Origin of the sequence: Antrihabitans spumae (genome assembly GCF_043944905.1) — a bacterium.
GTDB lineage: Bacteria > Actinomycetota > Actinomycetes > Mycobacteriales > Mycobacteriaceae > Antrihabitans > Antrihabitans spumae.
The window spans coordinates 124,076-141,119 of sequence record NZ_JBIMSN010000052.1; the positions used below are offsets into that span (position 1 = coordinate 124,076).

19 protein-coding genes and 1 pseudogene are annotated in these 17,044 nt (G+C 63.2%); 5 read left to right on the plus strand and 15 right to left on the minus strand.

What is annotated here, in order from left to right; genetic code table 11:
- Positions 1 to 3: 3 nt before the first annotated feature.
- From ACHIRB_RS12510 to eltD, 3 genes are read right to left on the minus strand one after another with little or no spacing between them, the layout of a single operon-like run.
- Positions 4 to 1,035 (minus strand): ABC transporter permease, encoded by a 1,032-nt coding sequence (locus tag ACHIRB_RS12510; protein WP_395113388.1) that lies wholly within the window; start codon positions 1,033 to 1,035, stop codon positions 4 to 6.
- A gap of 34 nt (positions 1,036 to 1,069) precedes the next feature.
- Positions 1,070 to 2,602, minus strand: a complete 1,533-nt coding sequence (locus ACHIRB_RS12515; protein ID WP_395113387.1) for a sugar ABC transporter ATP-binding protein — start codon at positions 2,600 to 2,602, stop codon at positions 1,070 to 1,072.
- Between the two features lie 41 nt (positions 2,603 to 2,643).
- A complete protein-coding gene (gene eltD, locus ACHIRB_RS12520; protein WP_395113386.1) occupies positions 2,644 to 3,732 on the minus strand; it encodes an erythritol/L-threitol dehyrogenase in 1,089 nt (362 codons plus the stop codon).
- 127 nt (positions 3,733 to 3,859) lie between these two features.
- On the opposite strand from eltD, the gene ACHIRB_RS12525 reads away from it, so the two are divergent.
- Entirely contained in the window at positions 3,860 to 4,879 is a 1,020-nt protein-coding gene (locus ACHIRB_RS12525; RefSeq protein WP_395113385.1) for a sugar-binding transcriptional regulator, read from the plus strand.
- A gap of 84 nt (positions 4,880 to 4,963) precedes the next feature.
- Here the strand turns inward: ACHIRB_RS12525 and ACHIRB_RS12530 are convergent.
- Positions 4,964 to 6,387: pseudogene (locus ACHIRB_RS12530) on the minus strand (FGGY-family carbohydrate kinase).
- A 99-nt stretch (positions 6,388 to 6,486) separates the two neighbouring features.
- Positions 6,487 to 6,915: an Ig-like domain-containing protein gene (locus tag ACHIRB_RS12535; protein ID WP_395124033.1), complete on the minus strand. Its 429-nt coding sequence runs from the start codon at positions 6,913 to 6,915 to the stop codon at positions 6,487 to 6,489.
- A 103-nt stretch (positions 6,916 to 7,018) separates the two neighbouring features.
- Between ACHIRB_RS12535 and ACHIRB_RS12540 the strand changes: the two genes are divergently transcribed.
- Entirely contained in the window at positions 7,019 to 8,407 is a 1,389-nt protein-coding gene (locus ACHIRB_RS12540) for a cytochrome P450 (RefSeq protein WP_395124034.1), read from the plus strand.
- Positions 8,408 to 8,422: 15 nt separating this feature from the next.
- On the opposite strand, the gene ACHIRB_RS12545 is transcribed toward ACHIRB_RS12540, so the two are convergent.
- Together ACHIRB_RS12545 and ACHIRB_RS12550 are read right to left on the minus strand one after the other, a co-directional pair.
- Positions 8,423 to 9,052 carry a class I SAM-dependent methyltransferase gene (locus tag ACHIRB_RS12545; RefSeq protein ID WP_395113382.1) on the minus strand — a complete coding sequence of 210 codons (630 nt, stop codon included), beginning with the start codon at positions 9,050 to 9,052 and terminating at the stop codon, positions 8,423 to 8,425.
- A 2-nt stretch (positions 9,053 to 9,054) separates the two neighbouring features.
- Positions 9,055 to 10,422: an FAD-binding oxidoreductase gene (locus ACHIRB_RS12550; RefSeq protein ID WP_395124035.1), complete on the minus strand. Its 1,368-nt coding sequence runs from the start codon at positions 10,420 to 10,422 to the stop codon at positions 9,055 to 9,057.
- 100 nt (positions 10,423 to 10,522) lie between these two features.
- Between ACHIRB_RS12550 and ACHIRB_RS12555 the strand changes: the two genes are divergently transcribed.
- Both ACHIRB_RS12555 and ACHIRB_RS12560 read left to right on the plus strand, forming a co-directional pair.
- A complete protein-coding gene (locus ACHIRB_RS12555) occupies positions 10,523 to 11,080 on the plus strand; it encodes a TetR/AcrR family transcriptional regulator (protein WP_395113380.1) in 558 nt (185 codons plus the stop codon).
- Between the two features lie 107 nt (positions 11,081 to 11,187).
- Positions 11,188 to 11,772 (plus strand): TetR/AcrR family transcriptional regulator, encoded by a 585-nt coding sequence (locus ACHIRB_RS12560; RefSeq protein WP_395113379.1) that lies wholly within the window; start codon positions 11,188 to 11,190, stop codon positions 11,770 to 11,772.
- A gap of 4 nt (positions 11,773 to 11,776) precedes the next feature.
- Here ACHIRB_RS12560 and ACHIRB_RS12565 read toward each other — a convergent pair whose 3' ends face one another.
- Positions 11,777 to 12,220, minus strand: coding sequence for a nuclear transport factor 2 family protein (locus tag ACHIRB_RS12565; protein WP_395113378.1), 444 nt, complete (start codon positions 12,218 to 12,220; stop codon positions 11,777 to 11,779).
- A 137-nt stretch (positions 12,221 to 12,357) separates the two neighbouring features.
- Between ACHIRB_RS12565 and ACHIRB_RS12570 the strand changes: the two genes are divergently transcribed.
- Entirely contained in the window at positions 12,358 to 12,903 is a 546-nt protein-coding gene (locus ACHIRB_RS12570) for a sugar O-acetyltransferase (RefSeq protein WP_395124036.1), read from the plus strand.
- Here ACHIRB_RS12570 and ACHIRB_RS12575 read toward each other — a convergent pair.
- The 7 genes from ACHIRB_RS12575 to ACHIRB_RS12605 all read right to left on the minus strand — a co-directional run bounded on the left by ACHIRB_RS12575 (position 12,900) and on the right by ACHIRB_RS12605 (position 16,977).
- On the minus strand, positions 12,900 to 13,517 hold the full coding sequence (locus ACHIRB_RS12575) for a DUF2867 domain-containing protein (RefSeq protein WP_395124037.1): 618 nt from the start codon (positions 13,515 to 13,517) through the stop codon (positions 12,900 to 12,902). The genes ACHIRB_RS12570 and ACHIRB_RS12575 overlap by 4 nt on opposite strands.
- Positions 13,514 to 13,915 carry a DUF6463 family protein gene (locus ACHIRB_RS12580; protein ID WP_395124038.1) on the minus strand — a complete coding sequence of 134 codons (402 nt, stop codon included), beginning with the start codon at positions 13,913 to 13,915 and terminating at the stop codon, positions 13,514 to 13,516. The genes ACHIRB_RS12575 and ACHIRB_RS12580 overlap by 4 nt, the downstream gene beginning before the upstream one ends.
- A complete protein-coding gene (locus ACHIRB_RS12585) occupies positions 13,912 to 14,367 on the minus strand; it encodes an LIC_13387 family protein (RefSeq protein WP_395113374.1) in 456 nt (151 codons plus the stop codon). Before ACHIRB_RS12585 ends, ACHIRB_RS12580 begins: the two co-directional genes overlap by 4 nt.
- An 82-nt stretch (positions 14,368 to 14,449) precedes the next feature.
- Positions 14,450 to 15,127: a response regulator transcription factor gene (locus tag ACHIRB_RS12590; protein WP_395113373.1), complete on the minus strand. Its 678-nt coding sequence runs from the start codon at positions 15,125 to 15,127 to the stop codon at positions 14,450 to 14,452.
- Positions 15,124 to 16,299 carry a sensor histidine kinase gene (locus tag ACHIRB_RS12595; protein WP_395124039.1) on the minus strand — a complete coding sequence of 392 codons (1,176 nt, stop codon included), beginning with the start codon at positions 16,297 to 16,299 and terminating at the stop codon, positions 15,124 to 15,126. Before ACHIRB_RS12595 ends, ACHIRB_RS12590 begins: the two co-directional genes overlap by 4 nt.
- A 59-nt stretch (positions 16,300 to 16,358) precedes the next feature.
- Positions 16,359 to 16,766: an SgcJ/EcaC family oxidoreductase gene (locus ACHIRB_RS12600; protein ID WP_395113371.1), complete on the minus strand. Its 408-nt coding sequence runs from the start codon at positions 16,764 to 16,766 to the stop codon at positions 16,359 to 16,361.
- 64 nt (positions 16,767 to 16,830) lie between these two features.
- Positions 16,831 to 16,977 carry a hypothetical protein gene (locus ACHIRB_RS12605; RefSeq protein WP_395113370.1) on the minus strand — a complete coding sequence of 49 codons (147 nt, stop codon included), beginning with the start codon at positions 16,975 to 16,977 and terminating at the stop codon, positions 16,831 to 16,833.
- Positions 16,978 to 17,044: the final 67 nt, after the last annotated feature.

Genomic DNA, 17,044 nt, shown 5'->3' on the forward strand with positions numbered 1-17,044 from the left:
CGGCTATTTCGCGACTGGTTCGGTCGGGACAGCAGCTTTCCTCCGACGAGTGAAGTGCACGGTGGCCAGCGTGACCGCAACGAGGATCAACCCGCCACGGAAGGCGTCCTGCAGGAATGTCGACACGTTCAGCAGCGACAGCAGGTTGGCGATCACCGCGAAGATGATGGTGCCGACGACGGCGCCGAACACCTTGCCGTAGCCGCCTGCGAGGCGTGCTCCGCCGATCACCACGGCGGCGATCGCGTCGAGTTCCATCAGGTTGCCGGCGGTCGAGGTACCAGTTGCGAAGCGGCAGAGGAACATCCAGCCACCGAGGCCGACGAGCAGGCCGGCCAGAATGTAGACCGACCACAGCGTCGCCTTGACCGGAATGCCTGAGCTACGTGCCGCCTCCTTGTTGGAGCCGACCGCATAGACGCGGCGACCCCAGACGGTGCGGTTGAGCGCGAAACCAATTGCCAACACGGCGGCGACCCAGATGAGGGCGAGCACGGGGATACCGATGAAGGTGGTCTGCCCGATCTTCGCGTAGGTCGACGTCGCATCCGGAATGATCGGGATGCCGTTGCCGTAGGCGTAGACGAGGCCGCGGGCCAGAGCGAGCATGCCGAGTGTGACGATGAACGGTTCGAGACCGCGGAACGCGACCAGGCCGCCGTTGATGGCGCCGACCACCCCGCCGATGACCAACGCAACGACAAGCCCGAGCCAAACGCTCGGACCTCCAAACAGGCCGGCGGTGATGACCGCTGCGAGCCCGAGTGCGGACCCGACGCTGATGTCGATGCCACCGGTGAGCACGACGATAAGTTGCGCGAGGACGACGACGCCGATGATCGACATCTGCAGCGCGAGGTTCGAGAGGTTGGTGCCACCCCAGAAGATGGAACCCTTTGTCGCCGTTGCGACCAGCAAAAGGGCGACCAAGATGTAGAGGGCATATTGAGATTTGAGCCAGGTCGTAAACGCTTGGCCGCGTGAGTAATTCTCCTCGTAATGATGTACGGGAGGCTGTGCCGCTGTAGTGGTCATGAGCTCGAACTCCTTGGGGGAGGGTCTGTGAATGTCAGTCCGTGTGGGTCAGCGCCGTGCGAATCAAGTCGTCGGTGTCGGCTTCCTCGGGGTCGAACTCGGCCGCGATGACCCCGTTGCGCATCACCAGGATTCGGTGGCACAGCGAGAGCAGTTCCTCGGCTTCGCTCGACACCACCAGGACACCCTTTCCCCGCCCGGCAAGGCGATGAATGATCTCGTAGATGTTGGCGCGAGCACCGACGTCGATGCCCTTCGTCGGTTCGTCGAGGACGACGAAATCGGGATCGGTCTCCAGCCATTTCGCGACGACCACTTTCTGCTGATTGCCGCCGCTCAATGTGCGTGTGTAGGTGGATGTTCCACCCTTGACCTGGTACTCACCGATCAGCTCTCGCACACGCTTGCGCTCGACGGCGGGCCTGACGACACCGATCCTCGACATTTTCGGGAGGACGACGAGGCTCATGTTCTCCCCGTTGTCGAAGTCCTTGACGAAACCCTCGAGTCGGCGATCCTCGGTCACGTAGGCGATGTGTTTGGATACCGCGGAACCCGGTGTCGGCAAACTGATTTCGGTGCCGTCCAGTTTGATGGACCCGCTCGCTGCCTTCCGCTGACCTGTGATCGTGCGCGCAACGGAGGATCGGCCGCTGCCGACCAACCCGTAGAGTCCGACGATCTCACCGTGGTTCACGTCGAAGGAAACGCCTCTGGCGGTACCACCGACCAGGTCGCGGACCTCCAGCACCGGTGCACTGGAGGTCTGCACCCGTGGCGGTCGGTCCAGAGCCTTCAGCGCCTGACCGATCATCAGGGTCGTTATCTCGTCCGGATTGCTGTCGGCGGCATTCAACACCTTCACCAACTTGCCGTTGCGGAGCACGGCGATCCGGTCGCACATCGCGAAAACCTCGTTGAGTCGGTGCGATACGAAGATGATCGACGTTCCCGCCTTCTTCTCGCGATCGACGAGTTCGAGGATGTCGTTGAAATGCTCTTCGCTCGTCGACGCTGTGGTCTCGTCGAGAATCATGATCTTGTGCGTCGCAACGGCGGCCCGGCTGAGCGAAAGCATTTGACGCTGACCGGGTCCGAGGTCTCTTGCCAGTTGGCGGGTGCTCAGATGACCGAGTCCGACGCCGTGCAGGACCTCCCTCGTCTGCGCACTGTTCGTGTCCGTTTTCGTCGCCCAAGGCCGAATGTCTTTGCCTTCGCGGAGTTTGTAGAGCCAGACGTTCTCCCCGACGGTGAAGTCATCGATGATCAGGGGCTCCTGGTGCATCATCAGCACCCCCGCTTGCTCGGCCTCCGCGGCATTGCGAACTGCGTGTGGATAGCCGGCAACGGTGATTTCGCCGTCCGTGGGGGTCTCGACACCGGCAAGCAGTTTGGCGAACGTCGATTTGCCGGCACCGTTGGCGCCGCACACCCCCAAGACGCTGCCCGCATAACCCTCGAGATCGACCCCGTCGAGCGCTTTCACCCCCGGATAGTGTTTCTTGACGCCGACCGCTGTGAACGCCACCTGTCCTGGCTGTGTGGGGCTTTCGGTACTTCGAGTCATGTTGGTTGTCCTTCCCGACGCTGGGACGAGTGAGGTTGTGGTCAGGCGGGAATCAAGGTCACTTTCACCGACTCGCTCCCGCTCGCGACGAGGTCGAGGCCTTGCTGGAACTCGGACAGGTGAAGTTGATGGCTGCAGATCCGATCCATCGGCAACGCACCGGATTCGATCATCTTGATGGCGGCGGGCCAGCAGTGCGGACCGAGGTGAGCGCCGAGCACATCGAGTTCTTTGTCGTCGCTGATGATGCTCCAATCGACCGAGACGTCGCTGCCGAAGACGCCGTATTCGATGTACCGACCCAGCTTTCGTAATAGGTTGAGGCCCTGGGGAACTGCCGATGGATGTCCGGTTGCCTCGAGGTAGACGTCCGCGCCGTAACCGTCGGTCAGGGCAGAGATCACGGCGAGGGCGTCGTCGGTGGCAATGTTGACGGTGATGTCCGCTCCGCACGCTCGCGCCAACTCCAGCTTCTCCGGCGCGAGGTCCAACGCCACCACGTGCATCGGATTCTTGGCTCTCGCGCCTGCAACCATGCCGAGTCCGATCGGTCCGCACCCGGCTATCACCACGACGTCGTCGAACGTGATCAGTGCACGTTCGACAGCGTGTAGGGAGCAGGCGAGTGGTTCTGCGAATGCAGCGTGCTGTGCTGGGATATCACCGGAAACCCTGTGCACCAGCGCTTCCGCGGGAAGGACCATGTAGCTTGCCATTCCGCCCGGCGTCCGGCGCTTGAAGCCGAAGATGTCGTGCGGTCGGCACATGTGGTACTCGCCGCGTTTGCAATAACGACATTCCCAGCACGGCACGATCTGCTCCGAGACGACGCGGTCGCCCATCGAGATGTGCCAGCGCTGCGCCGCTGCATCGTCGAGTTCGACGACCCGGCCGACGAATTCATGTCCGGGGATCACCATTGTTTCGGCCCATGCTGCGCGATTCTCGTCACCCCAGAACTTCGCGGCACCGTCGTGGCACTTCAGATCGCTCGCGCAAATCCCCACGGCCTCAACTCGGATCAGTGCCTCCCCGGGTCGGCGGAGTGGCACTGCCACTTCTTCCAATCGGTAATCGCGCGGTCCGTGGCAGACCACCGCCTGCATCTTTTCGGGTATCCGATCGGTCATGAGTCGACTCCTGAGGCTCTGCGCGGTGTGCTCCAGCTCACATTAGCTCTCTTGTGAACAGTTGTACAGAGAATATGTGCATGAGTAATTTGAGTCATGCGCATGTGTTCAGTGCGATACTCGGTGGATGCAACAGTCCGGACGTGACACCCCAGACCCCGGTGTCGACGAACCATCGTCGGACGCCGAGACCACACATTTCGCGCCCGCCGTGCTCTACTCGGCCGCGAAGCTCTATTACGCCGAAGGCGCGACGCAAGCTGACATCGCGGCTCAACTCGGCACCAGCAGAGCAACCGTCAGCAGATTGCTCGCCGAGGCGAAACGGCAGGGCATCGTCCGGATCGAGGTAGTACCACCCGCCGAGGCGGCCTCGGAGGAGCTTGCCGACCGACTCGCGCGGGCGCTCGGCCTCACCACCACTTATCTGAGCTTGCCCATGCCCTACCCAGGGCCGCGCCGGACCGTTGCCGACGTGATGGGTCGAGCGCTGGCTCCGGCGGTCGGGCGTGCGCTCGCCGGTGCCGAGTTGCTCTCCGGTGACGTGTTGTTGGTGTCGTCCGGTCGAACGATCTACGAGGTTGCGCAATGCGAATTGACCCCGCTACCAGGAGTATTGGTCGCGCCGACGCTCGGCGGCAATGATCAACCCGATGAGTGGTATCAGACCAACGAGATCACTCGATTGGTCGCTAATCGGGTGGGCGGCCGCGCGATGTACCTCTTCGCGCCCGCTTTGCCAGGCCCCGATCTGTACCCGTCGTTGTTCAAAGACCCGACCATACAACGCGTCGTACACCTTTGGCCGCAGGCACGGTGCGCCATCATGGGCGTCGGAGCACCTCCACTGATGCGGTCGGACATCCCGCGATTCGTCCCTACCGGCTCGTCGACGCTGCGGTCGGCGATCGGCGACGTCTGCTCTCGGTTCTACGACAGGTCGGGGGAATCAGTCGAATTCGAGGGCAGTGACAGGTTGATCGCTGTCGGCCTCGACGTGTTGCGTCAGATCCCCGTAACCATTGCCGTTGCCGTAGGCGTGGAGAAAGTCGACTCGATCATCGCGGGCGCCCGTGGCGGCTACTTCAATCGACTGGTCACCGACCCGGATACTGCCGCTGCGATCCTCGAGAAGTCGATCAGCTGACCCCTACGTGACAGGTTGGGAGCCAGCGGCTTTGGCGTCGTGCGGAACCAAGCTGTGGACGATGTCTTTCGTCGCCGGATACAGCTACAGCCACGTCTGATAGAGGTCGTCGTAGAGGTTGCGATTTCGCGGATCGGGAGCGACCTCGTGGGAAATCTTCGCCCAATCTGTCTCGGGTGGCACGACACCTGCGCCGATGGCCGCAAGGAGCGCGTCGCCGTAACTGGCTCCGATTGCCTGCTCGGGTACGAGCTGTGGTCGACCGGTGACGTCGCTGAGAGTCTGGACCCAGAGCGGACTTTTCAGACCCCCGCCGACGCCGACTGTGCGCGACGCCGTGTCCAACTCGTCGAAGCACTCCAGAATATGCCGGATACCGAACGAAATGCCTTCGTAGACAGCGCGAAACAGGTGTCCTCGACCGTGTCGGAGGGACAGTCCTGCGAACACTCCGCGCGCCATCGGGTCGAAAACCGGGGTTCGCTCGCCGGCGAGGTAGGGCAGCACCAACAGTCCGTCGCTGCCGGGCGCGACCTCGGCGGCCTCGGCCATCAAGGTATCGAACTGTGCACCGCCGGTGATTGTTCGGAGCCAGCCGATCATGCTGCCTGCAGTGGATGTGCCTCCGGCCAAGGCCAGAGTGCCTCGCTCGACGCCGGCCGTCGTCCACAGCGCGGGATCACTCTGAAAAGTGTCGATCACCTGAACGAGAAACATGGTGGAGCCGTACATCAGCATCAGGTCACCGGGATGGCGAACACCCACCGAGAAGGCCTCGGAATAGGCGTCGACCGTTCCAGCGATCACCGGCGTGCCGACCGGAACACCCGTGGCTGCCGACGCCTCGGCGTGTACGACACCGACAACCTCACTTGGACAGAGCAGTCGGGGCAAGGGCAGATGCGCGCAAATACGTTGCGCCCAAGGCAAATTCCACTCGAAAACGCGGGTGGCGTACATCGGGTCGCATTGGCTTGCCGTGTGGTGGTCGAGCGCGTATTCGCCGGTGAGCTTCGCGGCGATGTAGGAATTCGATCCGTACCAACCCCGTGCCCGATCGAACACGTCCGGTTCGTTGCGACGTACCCATTCCAGTTTCGGTCCGACAGCCTGACTCGACAGTCGCGTCCCGGATTGCTCGAAGATGTTCTCCTCGCCCAATTCTGCGTTCAGGGACTCGATCTCTGCCGTCGCTCTGGTGTCGATTCCGTACATGATCGCCGGGCGCAGCGGGCGCAGATTTTCGTCGCACAGCACCAGACAGGGCCCCGCGCCGCTGACACACATGCCGCAACTCGGGAGCCGGACGGTACGGCGGACATCAACGCGGTGCTGATGTCGCAGACCTCGCGCCACCACGTGGCCTCTGCGTCGACCTCTGCCCACCCGGGCCTCGGCAGCTGCATCGCGTGCGCGACGGTTTCGGTCGCGAGGACCGCGCCCGTCGAATCCACCAGGACACCCTTGGTGCTGCCTGTACCCATATCGATCCCGAGCAGCAGTTCCACCAGGCCAACACTACGTAAGATCGTTCGGCGCGGGGCCTGATCAGCAAGTTGGCAAAGTTGCAGTGCGACGCGTCTACATCCGAGCGTCCGTGTGGCTCGTCAGAACGGCAGCGGAATGCAGCCCGAACCGGTGTTGACGGCCGATACGACGGTGACATCGACCGCGTCGTAAGAAGAGCCCCACGCGTCGTTGCCGGTATTGATTCCGGTGTAGAACGCACTCACGTTCTGTTCACCGGCGGCGGTCGGTGTCCACGTCACCGTGGCGACGCCGTCCTTTATCGGCACATTTCCGGCGGAACTGCCGTTGACGCCGAAGCGAACTTCGCCGGCGTCGGGTGTGGGAGGCGTGGCCGATACGGTGGCAGTCAGCGTTACCGCGCAACCCACTCCGATCGGTCCACTCGGCAGCGTGAGGGTGGTCTCGGTGGTGTACAGGTTGATTGCGGCAGCCGACGGTGCGCCGACGATCAATGCTGCAACCGCAGCGGCAGGAACGAGTGCGGCCCGAAGAGTGCGAGTAAGCAACGTGGACTCCTATCGATTGTCGACCGAGTGTATCCGCGCTCAGGTCCGAATATCGGCCTCTCGGGGGATTCCAAAACGCTGGAGTTGGACCAAGATGGTCCGTATGGCGACGACATCCGGGGTACGCGAGCAGGCACCGTCGACGCGCGACCGGTTGTACGGCTGGAAGTCCGCAGCGCCGCTCGATCGGTCGCATATCCCCGGCACTCCGATCGAGTTGCCACCCGGTCCACGAACGCCAGGGTTGTTGCAGACGGTTTTCGTGTGGGGCTATCGGCCGCAGTACCTACCGAAGATGCATAGGAAGTTCGGCGACACCTTCACATTGAATTCGGCGCCGGTGGGTCGGCTCGTCGTAACCCGAGATGCCGATGCGATCCGCGAGATCTTTCGCACCAGCCCCGACATCGTGCACGCAGGCGAGGGCAACTCGCTGCTGCGGCCACTCGTCGGCAACAACTCCGTTCTGACCCTGGATGCACCCGAGCATCAGCCCGCTCGTAAGCGCCTACTGCCGCCGTTCCACGGTGCGCGGATCGCGCGGGTGGTGTCGCTGATGGAGGAAGCGACTGTTCGTGAGGTCGCGACTTGGCCTGTGGGTGAGGACTTTCCGCTACTGGAGAGAACGCAGGCACTCACACTCGACATCATCGTGCGAGTGGTGATGGGCGTGGACGAACCTGCTCGCGCGCGACGCCTCGGCGATGCATTGCGGGGGGTGCTCGGTTTGGGGGTCACCGACATGTTGCTGTGGGTCGCACCAGGGCTGCATCGGTATTGGCCGTGGCGCAACGTGATTCGGCAGCTCGAACACGCCGACGAATTGCTGTACGAGGAAATCGACAGGCGCCGACACGATCCCGAACGCGCGTCGCGACCGGACGTGCTGTCGATGCTCGTGGACGGCGATGCCGACCCGGCGGTGGTGCGAGACGAACTCGTCACGATGCTGGCCGCAGGCCACGAGACCACGGCGGTCGGGTTGGCGTGGACCTTCGAGCTTGTGCTGAGGCACCCGGAGGTCTTGGCTCGCTTGCAGTCCGGGTTGGACGACGATCGCGATCCCTATCGCACAGCAGTCGTCAAGGAGGCGCTGCGGGTGCGTCCCGTCATCTACAACGTTGCTCGACGACTGATGGAACCCAGGCAAGTCGATGGGTTCTCCTTACCCGCAGGGCAATTCGTGCTCCCGTCCATCGGGGGCATTCAGACGGACCCGCGGATCTGGGGACCGCACGCCGCAGAGTTCCGTCCCGAACGTTGGGAGGACGCCGACGTCCCGTCGCACGCGTGGATTCCCTTCGGCGGCGGAACACGCCGCTGCCTCGGTGCCCTGTTCGCCCAAACCGAAATGGAGACGGTGGTGCGTACTGTGCTCCGTCACGTCGAGTTGCGCGCCGTCGGCGACCGCTCGGAAAAGCAACGTATGCACCACATTACGGTTGTCCCGGCACGTGGGGCACGGGTCGAGGTGACCAAGCGTCTCGGCTGAAGATCTCTCGGTGCCTCATGCTTTGCGTGCGAGGAGTGCAAGCCACGGACCCTCCTCGTCGACGAAGTGATCGGTCCATACCGGTTCGAGCCCCGCAGCCTCGACTCGCTCTTCGAAGGCGGACGGTTCCCATCGAGTGACGTGATACCGGGTGCCGGATGGGCTGCCCTCCCAGAGGTCGCCGACGCCCTCACGAACGGTGACCAGCAGTGTTCCGCCCGGTCGTAATGCCTCGGCCGCTTTGCGTAAGACAATGTCGTTGTCCTCGCGCTCGATGTGCTGAAGCACGTACAGCGCCATCACCGCTTCGTAGGCCGGCCAGATCGGGTCGACGAAGGTGTCTTTGACCGCGTCGAGTGGTTCGATGTGTTTGCCGCGTGCACGCTGGAAGTCGCGGAAAGCCGTTGTTGCGTCCGTCCGTCGAACCCGGGCACCGAAAGACTCGACGAAGTCGGCGTCCCATCCCGGCCCCGAGCCAAGTTCGAGCACGGTGCCGCCAGGTGACAGTGAGTCGACGAAGCGGCGCATCGTCGCATGATGCGCGGCAGTCGAGGAACCTTCCGTCGACTGCGCATACTCGAGGGCGATCGTTTCGTAGGCAGCGAGCGTTCGTTGGTTTTTGGATACTCGCTCGTTTTCGGTCATCCCTAGCGCACCGTGTGCTCGGCGCCGACGAGTTCGTCGACCGCGGGCGTCGGGCAGCTGGATCGCAGTATCCGATCCGGGTCCCATCGGTGTTTTAGTGTCGCGAGTTTGCGTACGGACTGGTCCGGCAATGCGGCCGACATCGTTTCGCCGGGAGCGAGGAAGGTCAGCGGCTTGCCGTGACCGATGGCTGGCGCCAGCTGCTCCGATAGTTCGGAAATGCGTTCTCGGATTCGGTCTGCTGAGCGATCCGGTGTCGGACTACCGAACAGATAGACCAGATGTTGGCTGGCGAGAGGGCCGTTGGGCAGATCGTTCGCCCCGCTCACGGCGCCCCCGAGTTGGCGGATCTGGACGCTGAGCAGTGGAAATATAGGTTCTCGCAACAGCGCCGCCATGACGCCCTCGTCGAAAACACGCACTGGCACAGTGTGACTGATGCCGGGACTGGGGTCGAGTGGGTCACCGGTGATCGATGCGAGCTCGGCCGTACTCATCGTGGCGCGACTGTCGCTGAGCGTCCCGCCAATCGAGTCGAAAGGACTCAGCAGCTGACGCGCCAGCTTTTCGGCACCGAGGAAGGTGCAGTCCAATGCAACCAAAGGTGTTGGGCTCCCGGGAAAATGTAGTAGATCGAGCCAGAGCGTCAATTCGGCGGGAGCGTCGGCGGTGACCGCCTGGTAGGCGCACATGACGTCGTGTGCGCGATCGGCCGGCCACATCATCCGGCCACCGAAAAGGTAAGGCACAGGGTGGAGTTGGAGCTCGACCGAGGTCACGATCGCGACGTCGCCCCCGCCGCCGCGCAGCGCCCAATACAGGTCTGGCTCGGTTTCGTTGTCGACATACAGACGCTCGCCGTCGGCGGTGACGACCGCGAAACTTCGCGCCGACACACCCGCGAGTCCGAACTTTCGGGAGAACCAGCTCAGGCCGCCGCCGACCGTGTAGCCGACCACTCCGATGCCGGGTGAACTCCCAGGGGTGCCGGAGAGGCCGTATTCGGCTGCGGCAGTTTGGACTCGACCCCACAAAACACCGGCGCCCACGTGCGCGCGTCGGCTCGTGGCGTCGATCTCGAGTGTGTTCAGGTTGTTGGTGCGGAGCAGGATCGTGCCGGCGGCGTTACCGGTGGCCCCGTGTCCAGTCCGTTGCGTCGAAACGGAAAGGTCATGTGCTGCAGCAAACTTCACAGTCTGCTGGACGTCGGCAATGCTGTCGACATCGACCACGGCGACTGCGTCTTCTTGACTGATCTGCAGGTTCCACGGTCTGGTGATTTGCGACCAGTCGCGGTCGGTCGCCGTGGCGTCGGCCTTGGTCGTCACACGACCTTCGATGGCGGCTGCGAGCGATTCGAACAGTGTCATGATGATGCTTCCTCTCTGCGAAACAGAACGTTACGTAACGTACCGCTGGCCGACTTCGAGGTCAATACGAAACGTTACGTTTTGGTGCTAGGTTGTCCGAGTGGCTACCGAAACTCGCTCCGCGCGCTCGCGGAGCCATATTTTGCGAACCGCGGTCGAGATGTGTGCCGAGCATGGCTTCACCTTCGTCACCATGGACCGGGTGGCAGCCGAGGCTGGTGTCGGCAAGCCGACGCTGTATCGCTGGTGGCCGTCCAAAGCGCATCTCATGCTGGATGCGCTGCTGGAGGAAGTCAGCGGGCGCTACTTTCTCATTCCCGACACCGGCGACATTCGCGAGGACCTACGGTCGTGGTTACGGGGGTTCGTAGCACTTTTCGTCGATCCGTTGCTTCGCGCGCTGTGCGTCGGAGTGGCCAGTGCTCAGTTGGTCGACGCCGATCTTCGGGAACAGATGATCCTGGGTATCCACGCTCCTGCACGTGAGCACAATCAAGCGCGGATACGAGGCGCCCAGGCGGCCGGGCAACTCCCTGACACCGATCCGCAATTGATCGAAGACTGCCTCATAGGTCCGCTGTGGTATCGCGTGCTGATCAGCGGGATGCCCGTGACCGACGCCGTCGCCGACGAGATCGTGCAGCGGCAGCTGGGCTGATCGTGAGTCTTTTCGGAGTGCCTGACCGCCAATAGGACTCACGATGCGGCGCAGCCGCGAGGTAGTCTCCGAGCGAGCGTGATGTCGCTCGGAGACAGAGGAGCGTCTTGGCCAGCCAGCGTGAACGCAGCGAAAGGACGATTGCCGCGATCATGGCAGTCGGTCGAACGCTGATGGCCGAGCAGGGCTACAACGCCGTGACAGTCGACGCCGTTGTCGCACAGGCTGGAATCGCCAAAGGTGCTTTCTATCATCACTTTCCGTCCAAGAAGGTCTTGTTCGACGCGATCGTCGACGAACTGCAGGGTGAGATTGCCGACGAGCTTCGGGAGCGTCAGCGGCCGGGTCCCTTGACGGCCAGCGTCCTAGCCGAGGTGTTGTCGGACTATCTCCGGCGCGCCGCCGACCCACGCCGCCGGCGGATCGTCCTGTTGGAGGGGCCCGAGGTGCTCGGCTGGGAACGATGGCGTGAAATCGACGACCGCCACTTCTCGGGTATGACGAGGGCTGCGGTCGCGATGATTCTGCCGTCGTCCGCGACCGACGTTCGGGTTGCGGCCACCACTCAGCTGGTTCTCGGGGCTGTGATGGAGGCCGCACTCGTGACAGGTCGTGCCGACGATCCCGAAGCAGCGGTTGCCCAGTTCGGTGAGGTACTGCGCGACCTACTGTCAGGGCTCGCCGAAAACTAGACCGTCAGATTGCGCCCGCTCGGCCGAATGCCGCGGCACGCTGTGCTCCGTCGACATAGACGTCCTTTCTCGAAACCAGGCCGTCTTGGTCGACGTCGACGACATCGACAAGGTCGATGCGCGCCGTAAACGGCTTTCCTTCGGTGTCGAGGAGGTCGATCACCATCGTCCATTCGAGGACCCAGTGTCCGGCACCGAGGATCAGTCGCGCGACGTCGGCTCTGTAATTCGGGTACAGCTCGAAAACCTTCCTGAAGTGCTCGCGCAGTGCCGCGCGTCCGTGGGCGCGTTCCTCGCCGGCGCGCAGGGCGTACGACGAATCCTCGCTGTGGAGCGCGGCGATAGCGTCTGGATCCTTGGCTTCCCACGCGTCGTGGTAGCGGTTGAAGACGTACTCGAGCGACGAGCGCTCGAGGTCGGCCTCGCGCTCGGCAACAATGCTTGACACTGGTGAACTTCCTTTCGTAGTGGCTTCGACCACACTAACCGACTCAGAGTCGGTATATAAGGGGTTGCGTCCAACTGGATCTGTCAGGCCGGCTGAGTAGCGTCACAGTCTGTAGATACGACGACACAGGGAGACCCATGACCGAGCGGATCTCGAACGATGCTGGTGCACATCGAGGTTCGGGCTTTCGGGACAGGGTCGAACGAGCGATCCGAATGACGGAGCGGCTCAACGCATTGCCATACGAAAACAGGGCCGCGATCCGGCAGGCGTGGAGTGAGCTGACCGGCCAGCCCGAGGACGAGACTTTCAATCTGATTCCGCCGGTGTACTCGGATCATGGCGTCAATATTCGGGTCGGCCGCAATGTCTTTATCAATCAGGGGTGTCGGCTCGACGATATCGGCGGCATCGAGATCGGCGACGAGGTGATGATGGGCCCTGGCGTTCGGCTGATTTCGTCCGGGCATCCTCTCGAGCCGTCGCTGCGTCGCAAGGGCATCACCGCTGCCCCGATCCGAATCGAGAGAAACGTCTGGATCGGCGCAGGGGCGATGGTCCTGCAAGGCGTGACGGTCGGCGAAGACTCCGTGATCGGTGCCGGCGCGATCGTCACCCGCGACATTCCGCGAGCTGTCCTGGCGGTGGGTGTACCCGCAAGGGTTGTTCGGATCATCGATTAGCTTCGCGAATCGACGCCGTCCAACAGTTCGGCGCGATCGCGCCAGGCACGCTCCCACTGGCGGGTCATGGCGGGGTAGACAACCAGGTACCGGAACGGTGCTATCGCCGCCATGTACGCGCGCCCGAACCGGCCGTTCGCCTTGATCAGCACCGCCATTCGCAGTTCGTACTCGCCATCGTCAGTGGGGACCCAGCCATGATGGGCCACGCCGTGGACCGTCTTGTTGGCCAGTTCGATGGCGTGCTCGTTGTGTAGTTGGTACAGCTCGACGAACGGGATGCCGGGTACCGGTGCTCCCGACTGTGGTTGGCGCAGGTCGTCCGGGAGCCGTTCGCACAAGGACGAGACGCGGCCCTTGGCTGCCAGACCCTGCTCGGGATCGTCCCACCCGAACAACGCGCCGAGCTTCCATCGCACGGCGAAGAGAAATCGCACCAGAAGCGGGTCGGGTTTCCGACTTTCGGCGGCGCGTATCGCGGCGAGCATGGTGGCGAGGTCGTCCGGTCCGGAGCCGGGAGCGTGGTACGCCCACACATCCAGGACGCGGAAGTCGGGCGCGATCTCGTGAATCCGCCAGGGTTGTTCGGTGTGGGCTGCGACTGGGATTCTCATCGCTGCATCTCCTTCGGCGCTGCAGTGGGTGTGGTTCGACGCGCGTCACGGAGCAGCAATCCGGATGCGACGAGCAGGACGAGCAGGGGGGAAGGCCCGGAGGCGACGAACGTGATCGCGACCCAGACCGCAATTGCCACGGCAATGAACGCCGGAGGTGTGATGCCGCGATGGGCGAACCACAACACGATGACACCTAGCAAGATCAACGGCGGCCCGAAACTGAATGCCGAATACCAGAATCCTGTGGCCGCGTCGCTGAAGGTCGTGTAATCGGTTTCGCTCCAGAGCGTTCCGGCGAACCAGGTTTCGGCGTGGTCCGGCGCGGTCTCGGCGAGACTTCCTACAGTGTGCCCAATTCCGGCCAGAGTGATGATCCACCCTGCCCATTTGGTCATCGGTTTGCTCCGCGAACAGCAGTGCCCACGGAAAGTCCGAATGCGACGCATGCCGCGCTGAAGAGCACGATCGGGGGCGGCGGCTCGAGCAACGCACAGATAGTGAGCGCCACTGCCGACATGGCGAGACCGAGTATCGCCGCAGACCGAATATCCTGTCGTGCAGTGAGTTTGGCGATCCACAGCAACAGGATCCCGACGAAGACCATGCAGCATCCCATGGCCAGGCTGAAGCCCATCGTCACCTCGTAGTACGAGCGGTGCAGCCCCATCAGATCGAACGAACTGGCGCGCATGATGTCGTCGATCGTCTTGTCCTCGTCCCGTGGAAACGCGCGAAGGAAGACGTCGCCGATGGTGTGCCCAGTGCCGGTTGCGATCCAGCACCACGCACCAATTCGGAAGTAGGTCGTCGAGTGGGTGCGCTCGACGAGGTCGGTCGTCATGGTCATGCCGACTACTTTGGCGAGTAAGGCAGTCGGGCGCCTCGTCCTGAGGTCGTGCCGGTCTCATCCTCGAGGATGAGACGGAGGGTCAGCGGTGGGACGGACCAACCAACCCGGACTCGTACGCGAGCACAACGGCCTGAACCCGGTCGCGCAGGCACAGCTTGGTAAGCACATGTCCGACATGGGTTTTGATCGTTGCCTCGGACAGGTGAAGCCGCATCGCGATCTCGCGGTTCGTGTCGCCGGTAGCGATCTCGAGGAACGTGTCGAGTTCGCGCGGGGTCAGCGTGGCGCGTACCTCAGCGGCCCGGCCGGAGTCGGCGTTGGGCAGCTCGGCAACATGCTCGATGAGCCGACGTGTGGTCGACGGTGCGATGACGCCGTGACCGGCATGGACCGTCCGGACAGCGTCGACGATCTCCTCACTGCGCGCGTCCTTGAGCAGAAATCCACTGGCGCCCGCCCGGATCGCGGAGAAGGCGTAGTCGTCAAGATCGAACGTGGTCAGCACGATCACCCGACAGCTCGGTTGTTCGGCGGTGATGGTCGCTGTTGCCTGTATGCCGTCGAGCTTCGGCATCCGAATGTCCATGAGAGCCACATCGATTCGGTGTGACCGCACCATGGCGACGGCCTCGTGACCGTCGGCTGCTTCGCCCGCCAAGATCAGGTCGGGCTGGCTCTCGACCATCATGCGCAGCGCCGATCGCATCAGCTCTTGGTCGTCCACTATGAGGACGCGGATGCGCTCCAGTTCGCTCATCGAGGCACCGTCACCTCGACGGTCCAGCCGGTCGCGGTAGGGCCCGCCTTTAGCGTTCCGCCGACGGCATCGACCCTTTCCTGCATGCCGATCAAACCGCGGCCAGGACGAGGGTCGGTCTGCACCACACCGGTATTCGTCACGTGCACCTCGATTCCATCGGGGCCGCTGTCGACAGCCACACGCGCGCTGGGTTTTTCGCCCGCATGCCTGGTTATGTTCGTCAGCGCTTCTTGGATGATTCGGTAGATCGTAAGGGCGACAGCAGGAGTGGTGTGCAGCTGGTCGTCGGAGGAGAACTCGATGTCGACACCGGCCGCGCGCATGCGGTCGATCAAAGCGGGGAGCTCGGCCAGTCCGGGCTGGGGCTCGGTCGCGGCGGCATCGTCGCGCAGCACTGCGAGCAGTCCGCGCATCTCGGTGAGCGCTTCGCGACCAGCGTCGGCGATGGTGGTGAAGATTTCAGGTGCACGCTCAGGTGAATTCACGACCACGAGCCGACCTGCCTCGGCGTGGCTCACCATCACCGCAACAGAGTGCGCTACGACGTCGTGCATCTCCCGCGCGATGTGTCGACGTTCGTCAGCGGCCAGGCGTTCCGCCTTTTGAGTGGCCCATAGAGCTCGGGTGAATCGGTAGCGCCCCAGCGCCCAAGCGGCGATCGTTCCACCGAATGCAGTGGTGCCAAGAAACAACCACCATGCCCAAGTCGCGATCGGAGTTCCGGTGAAACCCCACAGGCGCGCCAGGGTCACGCAGCAGCCCGCAAGGCCAAGGCCGAGTGCGTAGTTCGGCAGCGGCGGTCGGGTGTGCGCGCTGACCGAGTACAGCAGGGCAAAGAAGCAGAGGGTGCTCGGCAGCAGGATCGGGCTGTATTCGCTTGCCTCGACGAAGTCCGTCACGCCGTCGATGTCGGGCCCGGCAGCGAGCGTTGCGCAGGCAAGGGTGCCGATCACAAACGACTGGCTCGGCCAGCGGCGTGCTGTCGCGACGCAGATGTGCAACACAACGAGCGCGATCGCGAGGCCGACTACCCACGCCGTCGAAATCCCTCCGACGCGAACCGATTGCAGCCCCGGAGGCAGCAGAAACACGGCCAAGACCAGGGCAAGGGCAGGTTGCCCGACGTGGCCGAACCAGCGGGGTCCCGGTCCGTGTGCGGGAATCGACACGTGGTCAATGTACGCAGGTTGCGTCGGATCGAGTTTCGGTGCGTTCGGAACTGCCGGGTTCAGGCCGTGATGGGCGTGTTCTGTGCAGCGGCCAGCCACCATTCGCCGTCGCGTTCGACGAGTACGTACATCGCCATTTCGGAGAAGCCATCCGGCTCGATCGCTTGGCGGCGGATATGGGCGACGACAACATTGGGGGCGGGCGCCTGCGCGGCAACGACTTCGAAACGGGACGCGGGGGCGACGCCCGCCCGCATTAGCCCGTGATGGATGGCGTTCAGCTGCTCGTAGCCGACGAGGGCGATACCTTTGGGACTGCCCCACATGATGTCTGCGGCGAACCAGCTGTCGTAGAAGTCGGCATCGCCGGACTCGACGCCCTTGTGAAGCTGCGCGGCAAGGGCTTTGGCCTCGGTTCCGGCAACGCCAGCGAGTGTGGGATTGTGCAGAGTTGGCCTTGGTTTCATGACTCTGACCGTAAAAGCTGAACCGTGGTTTATGTCAAGCACGGCGAGTGGCCACCGTGCTCGGTCAGCGGTGTAGGAAGCGGTACATGGCGATAAGCAGACCGGCTATGACAATGAGATAGACGATTCTCGACACGACATAGGGTGTCGGCAGGTAGGAGGTATCGAACCCGTAGCTCAGAAAGATCACCGCGCCAATATTGTCGGCCACCCCCTCACACTAGCCTCGCGCTTTCACGCTAATTCGGCAGAGGACTGTGTCGCAGACAAAGAATGGT

Excerpts from the sequence above, each read along its gene's own strand:
- ACHIRB_RS12590 (WP_395113373.1), bottom strand. The coding sequence starts at position 15,127 with ATGAGCGAACTGGAGCGCATCCGCGTCCTCATAGTGGACGACCAAGAG.
- ACHIRB_RS12510 (WP_395113388.1), bottom strand. The coding sequence starts at position 1,035 with ATGACCACTACAGCGGCACAGCCTCCCGTACATCATTACGAGGAGAAT.
- eltD (WP_395113386.1), bottom strand. The coding sequence starts at position 3,732 with ATGACCGATCGGATACCCGAAAAGATGCAGGCGGTGGTCTGCCACGGA.
- ACHIRB_RS12540 (WP_395124034.1), top strand. The coding sequence starts at position 7,019 with ATGGCGACGACATCCGGGGTACGCGAGCAGGCACCGTCGACGCGCGAC.
- ACHIRB_RS12515 (WP_395113387.1), bottom strand. The coding sequence starts at position 2,602 with ATGACTCGAAGTACCGAAAGCCCCACACAGCCAGGACAGGTGGCGTTC.
- ACHIRB_RS12545 (WP_395113382.1), bottom strand. The coding sequence starts at position 9,052 with ATGACCGAAAACGAGCGAGTATCCAAAAACCAACGAACGCTCGCTGCC.
- ACHIRB_RS12570 (WP_395124036.1), top strand. The coding sequence starts at position 12,358 with ATGACCGAGCGGATCTCGAACGATGCTGGTGCACATCGAGGTTCGGGC.
- ACHIRB_RS12525 (WP_395113385.1), top strand. The coding sequence starts at position 3,860 with ATGCAACAGTCCGGACGTGACACCCCAGACCCCGGTGTCGACGAACCA.
- ACHIRB_RS12600 (WP_395113371.1), bottom strand. The coding sequence starts at position 16,766 with ATGAAACCAAGGCCAACTCTGCACAATCCCACACTCGCTGGCGTTGCC.
- ACHIRB_RS12550 (WP_395124035.1), bottom strand. The coding sequence starts at position 10,422 with ATGACACTGTTCGAATCGCTCGCAGCCGCCATCGAAGGTCGTGTGACG.
- ACHIRB_RS12585 (WP_395113374.1), bottom strand. The coding sequence starts at position 14,367 with ATGACCATGACGACCGACCTCGTCGAGCGCACCCACTCGACGACCTAC.
- ACHIRB_RS12580 (WP_395124038.1), bottom strand. The coding sequence starts at position 13,915 with ATGACCAAATGGGCAGGGTGGATCATCACTCTGGCCGGAATTGGGCAC.
- ACHIRB_RS12575 (WP_395124037.1), bottom strand. The coding sequence starts at position 13,517 with ATGAGAATCCCAGTCGCAGCCCACACCGAACAACCCTGGCGGATTCAC.